The organism is Roseovarius carneus (genome assembly GCF_020141465.1).
GTDB lineage: Bacteria > Pseudomonadota > Alphaproteobacteria > Rhodobacterales > Rhodobacteraceae > Roseovarius > Roseovarius carneus.
This window is the reverse complement of record NZ_JAHSPD010000001.1, coordinates 1672751-1687816: the sequence shown is the minus strand read 5'-3', so window position 1 is coordinate 1687816 and position 15066 is coordinate 1672751. Positions and strand designations below refer to the sequence as shown.

Genomic DNA, 15066 nt, shown 5'->3' with positions numbered 1-15066 from the left:
TTAGCTTCGGGGCGTTTTCGTTTGATCCGTGATCGCGGCGTCGCGCTCTGCGATCATCAGCGCGAGCAACTCTGCCATCGCCTTTGCCTGCGGCGCCGAGACCACGCCGCCGACGCCAACCCAGCGTCCGGTGCACCACCACAGCCCCACCTCCCACCGCCGCACGCCCCGCTCGGTCAGCCGGAGAAGGAAGCCACTGGACGGCTTATAGGCAAAGACCCCGCGATCAAGGCTGCGAATATTGTCCACAGTCGTGAGAACCTCACCGCTGGAATGGCGCAGCGTGTCTTTGGTCAGCTGCAGCGAACCGGAGGTCGCCTGACGCACGCGGTCCGCGACCCAGAGCACGGCAATGCCAAAGGCAAGCGTCGCAAGCTTCGGACCAAGCTCCGCCTCAGAGCGCACAAGGGCGAAGTGGATCGCAAAAAGCCCCAGAACCACCAAGGACGACAGCACGAAAAGGCGGCGCGGGATCGAGGGGTGAACCTCGATCAGGATTTCTTCCTTTTTCTTCTTGGCTTTTTTTGTCTTCATGCCCGCGCCTTACCCCCGCCGCACCCAAAGGACCAGCGCAAAGCGCGCCCAAAGGCCCGCATGGCCCTACCGTAGGGGCCGCACCTCCGCGCCCCGCTCTTCGGGCTCATCATCAATCAGCGCGGTAGGAAAGCCGGGTGCCGTGACCGAGAGCCCCGTGGCCTCCTCAAGACGGCAGATCAGCTCGTCCGACTGCGCCCGCTCGCCATAGCGCCGCTGCCCATCGGTGAGGATTTCGATCATCAAAGGCGAGATTTCCAAGGGCACATTGTGCCGGTCTGCGATGGTCTGAAAGAGGCCAATGTCCTTTTGCACAAGGTCCATCGTGAAATTCACATCGCGATTGCCAGACAGGATAAGCTGGCTTTCCGTCTCATGCACAAAGGACGTACCAGACGAGATCTGGATCGCCTCATAGGTCGTGGCCATGTCCAGCCCCGCCGCTTTCATCACCGTCAGCGCCTCACAAAGCGTCATGAGGTTCGCGGTCGCCAGATAATTCGTCATGACCTTGAGCGTACTGGCCGTGCCGATATCGCCCGTATGCAGCACACGGCGGCCCATGATGGTCAAAATGGGCAGAACCCGGTCAAACGTGGCCCGATCACACCCTGCATAAATGCTGATATTGCCTGTATCGGCGCGGTGGCACCCGCCCGAGACGGGGCAATCCACAGCCGCCGCGCCGCGCGCGATCACCTCCGCCGAGAGGCGCCTGACCTCCGCCGCATCCGTGGTCGACATCTCCATCCAGATCTTGCCCGGCGCCATGGCGGGCAGCATTTGGGTCACCACCGCATCGCACGCCGCCGGGCTGGGCAGGCAGGTAATGACCACGTCGCAAACCTGCACCATGCTTGCCGGGCTGCCGCCGCCCAGCGCGCCACGCGCCTCAAAGCCCGCCACCAGATCCTCGTTCAAATCATAGACGACAAGATCCGTGCCATTGCGCAAAAGGCTCCCCGCAAGCTTGCCGCCCACATTGCCCAGACCGATAAACCCAACTTTCATAACCCACTCCTTGATTTTTCGTCACTCTCAAGCGCCGAAACCGCTCTGTCGCTTCTGTTTGCGACCCATCGGGGGCCTATGCCGCGATCCCTATCGGGCTTGGCTCGTAGATCAGCGCATGGCGGGCGAGTTAGGCGGGCCTGTTCCAGATGCGCTTGCCCCACCTGGCCAAAGAATGGCAGTATCTCCGCAGACCAACGTCAAAGGCCCTCTATGCGCCCGTACTTCACCCTTCTGATCCCCCTCTGTCTTGCCGCGTGCAGCCAGTTCCCCGAGCTTGACGCATCGGTCTCCGACAGTGTGCGGGAGGCGCGTTATCCCGACCTCGTGCCGCTGGCGCAGCTGGATGTGGCCGCGCGCGAGGGACGCATCACGGACGAGACAACTGAAGGGACCGAAGCCCGCATCGCCGAGCTTGAGGCGCGCGCAGATCGGCTCCGGGGCCGTGTTCTGGACGCGCCCAGCCGCGAACGCCTCGCCCAGAAGGTCGAATAACGCAGGCAGCCTCCCAAAACCCGCGTTGCACCCCCGCGCCCTTCGCGCTATCCCCACGCCACGCCAGTAAACCCAGTTCAGATGCGGAGATATGCCTCATGACCACCCCCCTGCGCCTCGGCATCGCCGGATTGGGCACCGTCGGCATCGGTGTTGTGAAAATCATCCGCCAAAAAGCCACCTTTCTGGCCGAGCGTGCGGGCCGCCCTGTGGTCATCACCGCCGTTTCGGCCCGCTCAAAGGGCAAGGATCGCGGCGTGCCATTGTCGGATTACGCATGGGAAGATGATCCCGTGGCCCTCGCGCAGCGCGATGATGTGGATGTATTTATCGAGGTGATGGGTGGCCATGACGGCCCTGCCAAGGATGCGACCGAGGCCGCCATCGCCGCAGGCAAGGACGTGGTTACCGCGAACAAGGCGCTGCTGGCCCACCATGGCCACGCCCTCGCGCTGTCGGCCGAGGCCGCAGGTCGCGTGATCAGGTTCGAGGCCGCGGTCGCAGGCGGCATCCCGGTGATCAAGGCGCTGACCGAGGGGCTTGCAGGCAATGAGATAACGCGCGTGATGGGTGTGATGAACGGCACCTGCAACTATATCCTCACGCGAATGCAATCTTCGGGCCTGCCTTATGCGGATGTGTTTGCCGAGGCCGAGGGCTTGGGCTTTCTGGAGGCCGATCCCAATCTGGACGTGGGCGGAATTGATGCAGGTCACAAGCTGTCTCTGCTGGCGGCCATCGCCTTCGGCACGCAGGTGGATTTCGACGCGGTCGAGCTTGAGGGCATCCAGAACATCACCATCGAGGACATCCAGCGCGCCGCCGATATGGGCTACCGGATCAAGCTTCTGGGCGTGTGTCAGATGACGGGCCGTGGGCTGGAGCAGCGCATGTCGCCCTGCCTCGTGCCGGACAACTCACCCTTGGGACAGCTTGAGGGCGGCACGAATATGTGCGTGCTCGAAGGCGACCAGGTGGAGCAGGTCGTGATGCGCGGCCCCGGTGCGGGCATGGGGCCCACCGCAAGCGCCGTGATGGGCGATGTGATGGATATCGCGCGCGGCATCCGTATCCCGGTGTTCGGAAAACCCGCACATATCCTGACCAAGGCCAAACCCGCGCGCGCGGTCACACCCGCGCCTTATTATTTGCGTCTGGCACTTGAGGACAAACCCGGCGCGCTGGCCAAGGTCGCCACAGTTCTGGGCGAGGCCGGGATCTCCATCGACCGGATGCGCCAGTATGACCACAAAGAAGAGACCGCCCCCGTGCTGATCGTGACCCATAAAACCACACGCGCCGCACTCGATACGGCGCTGGAGGTGATGCCGGGCCTTGGCGTGGTCGCAGGCACGCCTGTCGCCCTCCGGATTGAGCGGGTCTAGGCCCCGCCTGGCGCATACCCCTGCCCTTGTGCGGCGCAGCCCACACAGCTAGACGTGGCAGAAATATAGACGAGAGATTGCACACGAGCGCGCCGCACTGGAAGTGACCGCTCAAATAAAGGCCCCAAGAGGCCACAGACGCCGAAGGACAGCCCATGACCGCTCAGATCGATTTCAACGACCGTATGCTCTCATTGGGCCTTGCCCGCGTGTCCGAGGCAGCAGCACTGGCCTGTGCCGGATGGATTGGCCGGGGTGACGAAAAGGCCGCGGATCAGGCCGCCGTGAACGCCATGCGCGAGCAGCTCAACAAGCTCTCAATCAAAGGTGTTGTGGTAATCGGTGAAGGCGAGCGGGACGAGGCGCCCATGCTGTTTATTGGCGAGGAAGTGGGCAATGGCGAGGGGCCGGGCGTGGATATCGCGCTGGACCCCCTTGAAGGCACCACCCTTACCGCCAAGGCCATGCCAAACGCCCTGACGGTGATCGCCATGGCCCCGCGTGGCACAATGCTGCACGCCCCCGACGTTTACATGGATAAACTGGCCGTTGGGCCGGGGTTTGAGGCCGATGTGATCAGCCTCGATATGAGCACCCGTGAGCGGGTTGAGGCCATCGCCCACGCCAAGGGTTGCAAGCCCTCCGAGGTGACCGTGTGCATCCTTGAGCGGCCCCGCCACCAAGAGATGATAAACGAGGTGCGCGAAACGGGTGCCGCCGTGTTCCTGATCCCTGACGGGGATGTGCAGGGCATTATCCACTGCGCCGAGGCGAAGATGACCGGGATTGACATGTATATGGGCTCGGGCGGAGCGCCCGAGGGCGTTCTGGCGGCCGCCGCGCTGAAATGTATGGGCGGGCAGATATGGGGCCGGCTTTTGTTCCGCAACGATGACGAGCGGGGCCGCGCCGCCAAGGCGGGCATCACGGATTTCGACCGCACATATAGCCGCGATGAGATGGTCACCGATGATGTGATCTTTGCCGCCACCGGCGTGACGGACGGATCGCTCACCGCAGGCGTGAAACGGCGGCAGGGCTATGTGGAGACAGAGACCGTTCTGATGCGTTCCAAGACAGGATCGCTGCGCCGGATGATCTATCGCAACCCCATTGGGTGAAACCACGGGGTTTTTCTGAGTATTTCAACTAAGAAGAAGGGCTGGGGGTGACAGGATTTCTGGGCATCACGCAGTCTTTGACCGGGCGGCTTTGGGTTGGGCCACCTGTGGAGGTGGACCGCCAAGCCGAGGCGTTGGAGCAATCCACGGGTCTGCCGCGCGCCGTCTGTCAGGTCTTGGCCCGGCGCGGGGTTGAGGTGCCGGAGGCGGAGGCGTTCTTGGCACCACAACTGCGCGATTTGCTGCCCGACCCACGCGGCCTGCGCGATATGGAGTTGGCCGCCACGCGGTTTTTAGCGGCCGTCGAGCGCCGCGACCGGATTGCGATTTTTGCCGATTACGATGTGGATGGTGGCACGAGTGCGGCCCTTCTGCTCGACTGGTTGCGGCAGGTGGGGATGGAGGCGACGCTCTATGTGCCAGACCGGATTGATGAAGGGTACGGGCCAAATGACGAGGCGATGGCGGCGCTGGCAGCGGAGCATGATCTGATCATCTGCGTGGATTGCGGCACGCTGAGCCATGGGCCGGTGGCAGCAGCCAAAGGCGCGGATGTGGTGATCCTGGATCACCATCTGGGCGGTGAGACCCTGCCCGACGCCTTAGCCGTGGTGAACCCAAACCGGCAGGATGAAAGCGGCGATCTGGCGCATCTTTGTGCGGCGGGCGTGGTGTTTTTGATGCTGGTGGAGGCCGGGCGGCAAATGCGCGTGGCCGGGCGCACGGGGCCTGATCTGATATCGCTGTTGGATCTTGTGGCGCTGGCCACCGTGGCGGATGTGGCACCTCTTGTGGGGGTGAACCGGGCGTTTGTGCGCCAAGGGCTCAAAATCATGGCCCGGCGCGCGCGGCCCGGTCTGGTGGCGCTGGCTGATGTGGGGCGCGTGGATACCGCCCCCACGGCCTATACGCTGGGATTTGTGATGGGGCCGCGGGTCAATGCGGGCGGGCGGATCGGCAAGGCCGATTTGGGCGCGCGTCTTTTGGCGACGTCCGATCCATCCGAGGCGCGCGCCATGGCCGAACGCCTCGATCAGCTCAACACCGAACGCCGCGAGATCGAGAGTGCGGTGCAGGCCGCCGCGATGGCGCAGGCCGAGGCGCGCGGGTTCGATGCCCCGCTGGTCTGGGCCGCAGGGGCTGGCTGGCATCCCGGCGTTGTGGGCATTGTTGCGAGCCGCCTGAAGGAGGCCGCGAACAGGCCCGCGATCGTGATCGGGCTGGAAGCTGGGATGGGCAAAGGCTCGGGCCGCTCGATCAGCGGTGTGGACCTTGGGGCGGCTATCCAGAGGCTGGCGCATGAGGGGCTTTTGGAACGCGGCGGCGGGCATAAGATGGCCGCAGGCCTGACCGTGGATGAAGCCAAGCTGGAGCCTGCGATGGCGCGTTTGTCAGAGCTTTTGGCGAAACAAGGCGCAGGGCAAGGCGGGGCGGCAGATCTCCGGCTTGACGGGCTTTTGATGCCGCGCGCGGCCACGCCCGAGCTTATCACCCAGATCGAAGCGGCGGGGCCCTTTGGCGCGGGCGCGCCCAGCCCGCGCTACGTATTTGCCAATATGCAGATCACATTTGCCAAGCGCGTGGGCGACCGGCACCTCAAGCTGCGCTTCAGCGATGGTACGGGCGGGCAGATGGACGCGATCTGCTTTGGTGCCTATGACGGCCCACTTGGCGCCGCCCTTGAGGGCCATGGCGGCGCGCGCTTCCACCTTGCCGGGCGGATCGAGCTGAACACATGGCAGGGCCGTCAGTCTGCCCAGCTTCGGCTTGAGGACGCCGCCCCGGCAGGCTGAACCGGGCAGGTCATGAAAATGCCGATTGAGACAAAAAACCCTCTTGCGCCGGGGCGGAGATTTGCCTAATCACGCCACACGCCACGGAGTGGCCCGTTCGTCTATCGGTTAGGACGCCAGGTTTTCAACCTGGAAAGAGGGGTTCGATTCCCCTACGGGCTGCCACTTTTCCACCCAAGATACTGATTTAATTGCGTTATATTAAGGCATTAGATTTCTATATACTTTCTATTACAAGTGCTTTGACGGTGCTGCGGCCATGAAAATCGACCCGATACACACGTTGAATGCACGCGGGAACGGGATGCTTGAAGTCATACGTGACTACTTCAAGCTTCCGCCAGACCGCATGTTGGTGGAAATTCAAGGGATGCGGGCGCAGGTTGCGCAGGTGCTAAAGACTAAGGGCATCAACTACGACGACTTGCGTGCCGCCCTTGTGCCCGACCGCGAGAAGCTTGAAATAGCCTTGATCTTCGACACGATGAAGATTGACGATAGCTGGTATGGCTATCAGGTGTTTGAGCGCATCATACCCTTGCTCGATCCACAAACTAAGAACAGCATATTAGTTGGCGACTACATTGGAGAAAACAGTCAGCAGGAAACCCTGCTCGAAGCCTTCCGCGAAGCTGTCTGCCCCGTGCGCAGCATCGACTATCGGCATAGCAGCCAATTCTACGTGGTCTACGTCAATAACCTGACGGATACTGCGTTTCAAAAACTGGCGGGCGGTCTGATTGACTATGAACCCTACGTTGGCTGCGCGAACACGACCTACCATTCCTTCTTCAAGACTCTGCTTTCCATGAAGCTAGTTAATTTGTGTGTGAAGGTCGGTCGAAAGATTATTCAGGGGCACGAAGACGACCGCGACGACACGGAAAACGTGAACATGTCGGGAATGCCCTTTGAAGAAAACGGCTACGAATGCGTTAGCCTCCGCTCCGACTTGGAAGGCGTGTTGCTTTCATACAAGATTGAAAGCCCCGTGTTCGACGGCTTTGAAGCCGATAGAGAAATGTCGCTCAATTCGGTGAACGCATCGCCGTCAACTTTGGATGATTTCGAGGTTCAGGTTGAAGATGCAAAGCTTGAGTACATCAAGACTGCGAAGGCGGGTTCGCTCCATTATGCGGGGCTTAGCGATGTTTCCACGGAAGAGTTGCAGAAAATAATCCGTGGCAAGCTTCGCTCTAACTACATCTACAACATGTCGTATCTTGCAGAGCACAACGTTACGAAGTTCAGTATCGTGATTGAAGTGCCAGATAAAGAGGGTCAACCATTCCGCCTAATGGCCGCTTTGGAGTATCGCCCCGACGACAAGGTATTGCGATTGCTTACTTTCTACTAAGAAAGAACCCCGACTGCGTCGGTGCACGCGAACCGGGGCTAGTTACCCATGGCACATAGGGATGGTTTGTCAGGGGTGTTCGCACAGCACGGCGATGTTTGCGAAGCTAGAGGGCATCCTGCAAACCGTCGGCTCTGTCGGCGTCTTCGGCTATGATTTCGCCTTTCATCATTCCAGCCGCCAGATCAACGGCTGAGGCACGGGTCACGACACCACCCGTTTCAACCACCTCAAAAGGCACACCACAAACCGCGCCCATGGACGCCGCCCGCTTGGCCCTCTACCTTAGAGCAGACATGCGAATCCCGCCCCAAGCCCAAGGCCGCCCATGACCGATCCATCCCCCTCCGGCTACCGCGTTCTGGCCCGTAAATACCGGCCAGAGACCTTTGCCGATCTGGTGGGGCAGGAGGCGATGGTGCGCACGTTGAAAAACGCGTTTGCCGCCGACCGGATCGCGCAGGCCTTCATCATGACGGGCATTCGCGGCACCGGCAAAACCACCACCGCGAGGATCATCGCCAAGGGGATGAATTGCATCGGCCCGGACGGCAACGGCACCCCCACGACCGAGCCTTGCGGCGTTTGCGAGCATTGCACGGCCATCATGGAAGGCCGCCATGTCGATGTGATGGAGATGGACGCGGCCTCACGCACCGGCGTCGGTGACATCCGCGAGATTATCGATTCCGTGGCCTACCGGGCCGCGTCTGCGCGCTACAAGATCTACATCATCGATGAGGTGCATATGCTCAGCACCTCCGCTTTCAATGCGCTTCTCAAAACGCTGGAGGAGCCGCCGGAGCACGTCAAATTCATCTTCGCCACGACCGAGATTCGCAAAGTGCCGGTCACGGTGCTCAGCCGCTGTCAGCGGTTCGATTTGCGCCGAATCGAGCCGGAGGACATGATCGCGCTGATGCGCAAGATTGCCGCCGCCGAAGGGGCCGAGATCACCGATGACGCGCTGGCGCTGATCACCCGCGCCGCCGAAGGATCGGCCCGCGATGCAACCTCGCTCTTGGACCAAGCCATCAGCCACGGCGCAGGCGAGACGGGTGCGGATCAGGTGCGCGCGATGCTCGGCCTTGCCGACCGGGGCCGCGTGCTGGACCTGTTTGATCTGATCCTCAAGGGGGATGCGGCGGGCGCGCTCACCGAGATTGGCGCGCAATATGCCGACGGGGCCGACCCGCTGGCCGTACTGCGGGATCTGGCCGAGGTGACCCATTGGACCTCGGTGGTCAAGATCACACCAGAGGCCGCGGAGGACCCCACGATCAGCCCGGATGAACGGACCCGCGGGCTGGAGATGGCGGGCGCCCTGCCCATGCGGGTACTCACGCGGATGTGGCAAATGCTGCTCAAAGCGCTGGAGGAGGTTGCAGCCGCACCCAACGCGATGATGGCCGCTGAGATGGCCGTGATCCGCCTTACGCATGTGGCGGACCTGCCCAGCCCGGAAGAGCTGCTGCGCAAGATGCAGGACGCGCCGCCAAGTGCGGCTCCGACCGCCGGGCCACAGACGAGCGGGCCTGCCGCCTCTTCCGCCCCTGCGGGCGCCCTTGGGGCGGCGTCCACCGGCGCCATGGCGACCCAGCACCACACAGCAACTGGCACCCCGACCGGCGCGCCCTCAGCCTCGGGCGGTGCGGCACTTGCCGTGGCTCTGGACCCTGCCCTCGCGCAGTTTCCCAGCTTCCACCACGTGGTCGAGCTGATCCGCGCCAACCGCGACGTGAAGCTTCTGGTCGAGGTCGAGACCTGTCTGCGCCTCGCCGCCTATCAGCCCGGCCGGATCGAGTTTGTTCCAACCGACCGCGCCCCCGCCGACCTTGCCCATCGCCTTGGTGCGGCGTTGCAACGGTGGACGGGAAACCGCTGGGCGGTGACGCTTGTAAACGAGGGAGGCGACGAAACGATTGCCGAGATGCGCGATGCGGACGCTCTGGCACTCAAGGCCGAAGCCACGGAGCACCCGCTGGTGCAGGCCGTGATGCAGGCCTTCCCCGGCGCCAAGATCCTTCAGATCCGCACCCAAAAAGACATCGCAACCGAGGCGCAGGCCGAGGCCCTGCCGGAGGTTGATGATGAATGGGACCCGTTCGAGGAAGACTAGGCAAGCCTCCCAGCCATCCACATATTAAGACAAATCAAACCAAGGAGACGCATGATGTTCAAAGGATTGGGCCAGATGGGCGACATGGCCAAGATGATGAAAGCCGCGCAGGAAATGCAACAAAAGATGGCTGACCTGCAAGAAGAGATGCACAGCCTCACCGTGACCGGCGAGAGCGGCGCGGGCCTTGTGAAAGCGGTGGCGAGCTATAAGGGCGAGCTGAAAAGTCTCGATATCGATCCAAGCATCTTCTCGGGCGATGACAAGGAAGTGGTCGAGGACCTGATCCTCGCGGCCATCAAGGACGCGCAGGCCAAAGCGTCGGAGAAATCCCAAGAAGAGATGGGCAAACTGACCGAGGGCATGGGCCTGCCCAAGGATATGAAGCTGCCGTTCTGAACCCCACCCCGGACAGTGCTCCGGGGCCGCATTTGCCGGACGATGCCTTGAGCTCAAACCGAGACATAGACAACCTGATCGAGATGATGGCCAAGCTGCCCGGCCTCGGGCCGCGCTCGGCACGCCGCGCGGTGCTGCACCTGATTGCCAAGCGCGATCTGAAGCTCACGCCGCTTGCGGATCTCATGCAGATCGTAGCCGCCACCGCCCGCGCCTGCGAGACCTGCGGCAATATCGGGACGGCACCTGTCTGTGATATCTGCCTTTCGCCCAAACGGGCCAATGGCCTGCTCTGCGTGGTGGAGGATGTGGCCGATCTCTGGGCGATGGAGCGCGCAGGCAGCTTCAAGGGCCGCTATCATGTGCTGGGCGGCACGCTCAGCGCGCTGGACCAAGTGGGCCCCGAGCAATTGCGCATCCCCGCCCTTATTCGCCGGATCGAGGCCGAGGGGATCAACGAGGTTATCCTTGCGCTGAACGCTACAATCGACGGGCAGACCACGGCGCATTACATCGCGGATCAGTTGGAAAATCATGTGCGGCTCACATCGCTCGCGCAAGGTGTGCCTATCGGAGGCGAGCTGGACTATCTCGACGATGGCACGATCAGCGCCGCTCTGGCCGCGCGCAAGGCTCTGTGACAACGGCAAAGGGCCAACCCCTCTCAGGATCGGCCCTCTTACTCGCGGCTTAAAACGGCTTACTTGCCGTCTTCGTCCTCATCATCGCCGCTCTCGGGCAGGTTGAAGAAGCTCTCCGCATCATATTGTTTCTCCGGCGCATCCTGCTCCGCCTCGCCCAGCGTGAAAGTCTCAAGACCCTCAATCGCCGTGGGTATTTTCGACTCGCCACCATCGCTCAGGCTCTGCTCGGTGCTCAGAAGCTTACGACGCTCGTCGTCGGTCATCGGCCCCCCTTCGCGGGCCTTCTTGGCGGCGGCCTTCTGCACGGCTGCGTCAAGCTCGGTCTGTTTGCACAGACCCAACGCAACCGGGTCGATGGGCTGAATATTCGCAATGTTCCAATGCGTCCGCTCACGGATCGCCGTGATCGTCGGCTTGGTCGTGCCCACCAGCTTGGAGATTTGTGCATCCGCCAGCTCAGGGTGGAACTTTACCAGCCAAAGGATCGAGGCCGGGCGATCCTGACGCTTGGACAAAGGCGTATAGCGCGGGCCACGGCGTTTTTCCTCGCCCTGTGCCGCCTGATAGAATTTGAGCTTCAGCGCGTGAAGCGGGCTCTTCTCAGCCGCATCAATCTCGGACTGGTCCAGCTGATTGTTGGCAACGGGATCAAACCCTTTTACACCGGCGGCCACATCCCCATCGGCAATCCCTTGAATCTCAAGCTCATGCATGCCGGTGAAATCGGCGATCTGTTTGAAGCTGATCGTGGTGTTGTCCACGAGCCAGACAGCGGTGGCCTTGGCCATAAGCGGTTTCGACATATCAGGTCTCCTTGAGCCATAACTTTCTCGTCGCCTGAAGGGGCGGCACCGGGTCGGTGCGGGTTTCCATTGTGGGGGAACTTGAGCCGTCTATACTCACAGCCGCCCCGAAATGAAAGAGCAAATCATGCGCGCCCTTCTGGCCTTGATCCTGACCGCCTCCACGGCACTTGCCCAAGGCGGGCGCGCGGGCGAGTTTGATTATTATGTCCTCGCGCTCAGTTGGTCCCCCACATGGTGCGCGCTGGACGGTGACGCACGCGGGGCGGCGCAATGCGAGGATGCAGCGGACACTGGATGGGTGCTGCACGGGCTCTGGCCGCAATATGATCGCGGCTGGCCCGCAAATTGCCAGACCACCGAGCCTGCGCCGTCGCGCGCCATGACCCGCGACATGGCCGATATCATGGGAAGTTCCGGCCTTGCGTGGCATCAATGGAAGAAGCACGGCACATGCAGCGGGCTGAGCGCGCCCGCGTATTACGCCCTCTCGCGCGAGGCGTTCGCAGGCATCACCCGCCCGGACGTGTTTCGCAATCTGACGCGCCCCATCAGGGTGCCGGCCAAGGTTATGGAGGAGGCTTTTCTCAAGGAAAACCCTCAGCTTGGGCCAGACGGGGTCACTATCACCTGCCGCGCGGGCCGTATTCAGGAGGCGCGCATCTGCCTGAGCAAGGCCCTTGTCCCAGTGGCCTGCGGGCCGGATGTTGTGCGCGATTGCGCTCTAAGCGACGCACTTTTTGACCCTATCCGGTGAAGTGTGAAAAAAGGCGCACTACCAGAACGATCAGCACCGCAGGGATCAGCCCCACATGCAGGATGTGGTCGAAATAATTGCTGCTGCCCCACCCCATGGCCCACAGAATTTGCGCGAGAACGGCCAGCGCGGGTAGAAAAACGCTGCCCTGCCATAGCCCGTAGGCGCAGATCGCAAGCACGATCCCCGCCACCCATAAAGGCGCGTAACCAAGCCGGTAAATCTCGGCGGGCAAAGCGCCCATAGCCGCCGCCAAAAACACCAGATAGGCCACCAGAAACACCAGCAACTCGGGCGTGCCGAAGGGCTGCACCGGCACGCCCCAAACCCCCGCCATCTGCCGCAACGCCAAAAGCGGGATCACCACACCGATGGGGCCCAGCACCGCCACGACCCCCCTGAGCGCCAGCGTCTCGCGCAGCCCAAAGGCGCAGACGGCCCCGACCGCAAGCCCCACCACAATGCTCCAAGGCGCAGACAGCCCGAGGCTGAGCACCCCCCACGCGGCCCAGCCCAGAAGCACCGCAAGCCAGAGATTGCCCGCAAACGCGCTCATGATCCCACCGCCCACGCGGCGGAAAACACATGCGCGCGGATGCCGCCCTTGGCGCCCACCGAATAGGTCAGCATGATCCGCCCATCGCCCAGAGCCCGCATCATTGGATAGCGTGCATCCTCGCGACCATCCTCAAGCGTATGGAGCACCTCCCAGCTCTCCCCGCCATCGTGCGAGAGGGTCAGGCGCAGCACGCCGCCATTCCCGGCATCATCATTCACCGCCATCACAATACGCCCATCTCCGAGCGGCAGTGCGGCCACAGGCGCGCTTGGATTGGCCACGCCCGCATCCACCATCTCGGACCAGCTTTGTCCGCCATCTTGTGTGCGCGAGATCAAAAGCCGTCCCGCAGCACTATCGAAATCACGCAAGATCGCCACGGCGCGTGTTGCGTCCAGCGGCACGATCATCGGCTGAATGCCCTTTTGCGCCCCCGGCATACGCCGCATGTCGCGCACCCGCCCATCGGGTGCAAACCGCACCAACGCACCGTAAGCACCGCCCATCTCGAAATAAGCAGGCAGACCCCACGCACCGCCCTCATAAGCCACCATCGGTGACTTCACGAGAAACGAGCGGTTGAGCAGCGGCGAGAGGTTCAGCTTACGCGCCGCCCCGTCACGCACCTCCGCGACCGACGCCATGGCCCAGCCGCCCACCGACACGACCGTGGCATAAAGCCCGCCACGCCCCTCATCCTCGATCGTGTTGCCCAGCGTCACGACCAATTCTGTGGGCGCGAAGGTTTCCGTCAGCCCCCCGCGTGCCAGGACCCGCTTGGGCGCGGATGCGCGCCACACGTCGCCCTCGGTCAGATCGCTGGCAAAGATATCGACATCCGCCTTGGCCTCCTCCGACCCCTCGAACCACAGGACGCGCGGCGACGGCCCACTTAGATCAATCGCGGGCGAATGGGCCTGTCCAGTAGGGGCCGTATAGTCCAGCACGGTGACGAACTCCGCCGTGCGATCCAGATCGACAAAGGTCGCGGGCGCAAAGCGCCACTCCAGCGGCGCATCCCGGCGAATAGCCCACGCGCTCAGCCCGACGCTGACCGCCATCGCCGCAAGGATGAACACCTGAACAAAGCCCATACCCTCAGCCGACTTCAAGAACGATCTTGCCGATATGGGTCGAGCTTTCCATATGTGCGTGGGCCGCCGCCGCCTCGGCCAGAGGATAGGTGCTGTCCATCACCGGCGCGACCCGGCCCGCATCAAGCAGCGGCCAGACCTCCGCGCGCAGGGCTTGCGCAATCCGCGCCTTGGCCAGATCGCTCTGCGGGCGCAGGGTGCTTCCGGTGATCGTGAGACGGCGCATCATCAAAGGTGCAAAGTTCAGCTCCACTTTCGGCCCCTGAAGGAACGCGATCTGCACAAGCCGCCCATCGTCGGCCAAGGCCTTGACGTTGCGCGGCAGATACTCACCACCCACCATATCAAGGATCAGGTCAGCGCCCCCCTCCCCCTTCATCACCTCGACAAAATCAGCATCGCGATAATTGATTGCCACTTCCGCTCCCAGATCGCGGCACACGGCGCATTTGGCATCCGACCCAGCGGTCGTGAACACCCGCGCGCCCAGTGTCGAAGCAAGTTGGATCGCCGTGGTCCCGATCCCCGAGGAGCCGCCATGCACCAAGAACCGCTCGCCCGCCTTCAGCGCGCCGCGTTGAAACACGTTGGACCAGACGGTGTAGAACGTCTCGGGCAGGCACGCCGCCTCACGCAGCCCCATGCCCTCGGGCACGGGCAGGCAATGGGCCGCCGGTGTGGCCACATATTCGGCATATCCCCCACCGGGCAAAAGCGCACAGACCTTGTCACCCAACGCCCAGCCCTCGGACCTCTCGCCAACCGCGACAATCTCGCCCGAGGCCTCAAGCCCCGGCAGGTCGCTGGCACCTTTGGGCGGTGCATAAAGCCCCGCACGCTGCAACGCATCAGGGCGGTTTACCCCCGCGAAGGCCACTTTGATCACCACTTCGCCATGGCGCGGCGCGGGCCGCGGGCGGCTTGTGACCTTGAGCACGTCCGGCCCACCGGGGGCTGTGATCTCAACAGCTTTCATCATCTCGCTCATGGCGGTC

General features: G+C 62.7%; 15 protein-coding genes and 1 tRNA gene. 10 read left to right on the top strand and 6 right to left on the bottom strand.

Annotation, left to right across the window (positions count from 1 at the left end; genetic code table 11):
* Together KUD11_RS08485 and KUD11_RS08480 are read right to left on the bottom strand one after the other, a co-directional pair.
* Positions 1-534: a hypothetical protein gene (locus KUD11_RS08485; RefSeq protein ID WP_109385088.1), complete on the bottom strand. Its 534-nt coding sequence runs from the start codon at positions 532-534 to the stop codon at positions 1-3.
* Positions 535-600: 66 nt separating this feature from the next.
* The gene (locus tag KUD11_RS08480) at positions 601-1545 is read right to left on the bottom strand and encodes an NAD(P)-dependent oxidoreductase (RefSeq protein WP_109385089.1); all 945 of its coding nucleotides are present in this window, start codon (positions 1543-1545) and stop codon (positions 601-603) included.
* Between the two features lie 213 nt (positions 1546-1758).
* Between KUD11_RS08480 and KUD11_RS08475 the strand changes: the two genes are divergently transcribed.
* The 9 genes from KUD11_RS08475 to recR all read left to right on the top strand — a co-directional run bounded on the left by KUD11_RS08475 (position 1759) and on the right by recR (position 10855).
* Complete coding sequence (locus KUD11_RS08475) at positions 1759-2040, top strand: hypothetical protein (protein ID WP_109385090.1); 282 nt, start codon at positions 1759-1761, stop codon at positions 2038-2040.
* Positions 2041-2138: 98 nt separating this feature from the next.
* The gene (locus tag KUD11_RS08470) at positions 2139-3425 is read left to right on the top strand and encodes a homoserine dehydrogenase (protein ID WP_109385091.1); all 1287 of its coding nucleotides are present in this window, start codon (positions 2139-2141) and stop codon (positions 3423-3425) included.
* A gap of 155 nt (positions 3426-3580) precedes the next feature.
* On the top strand, positions 3581-4546 hold the full coding sequence (gene glpX, locus KUD11_RS08465; protein WP_109385092.1) for a class II fructose-bisphosphatase: 966 nt from the start codon (positions 3581-3583) through the stop codon (positions 4544-4546).
* A 47-nt stretch (positions 4547-4593) separates the two neighbouring features.
* Positions 4594-6339, top strand: coding sequence for a single-stranded-DNA-specific exonuclease RecJ (gene recJ / locus KUD11_RS08460; protein ID WP_109385093.1), 1746 nt, complete (start codon positions 4594-4596; stop codon positions 6337-6339).
* Between the two features lie 90 nt (positions 6340-6429).
* A tRNA-Glu gene (locus KUD11_RS08455) sits at positions 6430-6504 on the top strand.
* 94 nt (positions 6505-6598) lie between these two features.
* On the top strand, positions 6599-7696 hold the full coding sequence (locus tag KUD11_RS08450) for a hypothetical protein (RefSeq protein ID WP_109385094.1): 1098 nt from the start codon (positions 6599-6601) through the stop codon (positions 7694-7696).
* Positions 7697-8024: 328 nt separating this feature from the next.
* Positions 8025-9815 (top strand): DNA polymerase III subunit gamma/tau, encoded by a 1791-nt coding sequence (locus KUD11_RS08445; RefSeq protein WP_109385095.1) that lies wholly within the window; start codon positions 8025-8027, stop codon positions 9813-9815.
* Positions 9816-9869: 54 nt separating this feature from the next.
* Positions 9870-10214 carry a YbaB/EbfC family nucleoid-associated protein gene (locus tag KUD11_RS08440; protein WP_109388039.1) on the top strand — a complete coding sequence of 115 codons (345 nt, stop codon included), beginning with the start codon at positions 9870-9872 and terminating at the stop codon, positions 10212-10214.
* 47 nt (positions 10215-10261) lie between these two features.
* Complete coding sequence (gene recR / locus KUD11_RS08435; protein WP_109385096.1) at positions 10262-10855, top strand: recombination mediator RecR; 594 nt, start codon at positions 10262-10264, stop codon at positions 10853-10855.
* A gap of 59 nt (positions 10856-10914) precedes the next feature.
* Here the strand turns inward: recR and KUD11_RS08430 are convergent, their stop codons facing one another.
* Positions 10915-11661, bottom strand: coding sequence for a DUF1013 domain-containing protein (locus KUD11_RS08430; RefSeq protein WP_109385097.1), 747 nt, complete (start codon positions 11659-11661; stop codon positions 10915-10917).
* Positions 11662-11773: 112 nt separating this feature from the next.
* Between KUD11_RS08430 and KUD11_RS08425 the strand changes: the two genes are divergently transcribed.
* Positions 11774-12418 carry a ribonuclease T2 family protein gene (locus KUD11_RS08425; protein WP_109385098.1) on the top strand — a complete coding sequence of 215 codons (645 nt, stop codon included), beginning with the start codon at positions 11774-11776 and terminating at the stop codon, positions 12416-12418.
* Here KUD11_RS08425 and KUD11_RS08420 read toward each other — a convergent pair.
* Genes KUD11_RS08420 through KUD11_RS08410 form a run of 3 tightly spaced genes read right to left on the bottom strand, consistent with a single transcriptional unit; the run spans position 12408 to position 15059 of the window.
* Complete coding sequence (locus KUD11_RS08420; RefSeq protein WP_109385099.1) at positions 12408-12974, bottom strand: hypothetical protein; 567 nt, start codon at positions 12972-12974, stop codon at positions 12408-12410. The two genes, KUD11_RS08425 and KUD11_RS08420, sit on opposite strands and share 11 nt — an antisense overlap.
* Complete coding sequence (locus KUD11_RS08415; protein WP_109385100.1) at positions 12971-14071, bottom strand: exo-alpha-sialidase; 1101 nt, start codon at positions 14069-14071, stop codon at positions 12971-12973. Before KUD11_RS08415 ends, KUD11_RS08420 begins: the two co-directional genes overlap by 4 nt.
* Positions 14072-14075: 4 nt before the next feature.
* On the bottom strand, positions 14076-15059 hold the full coding sequence (locus KUD11_RS08410) for an NAD(P)H-quinone oxidoreductase (RefSeq protein WP_109385101.1): 984 nt from the start codon (positions 15057-15059) through the stop codon (positions 14076-14078).
* Positions 15060-15066 lie beyond the last annotated feature (7 nt).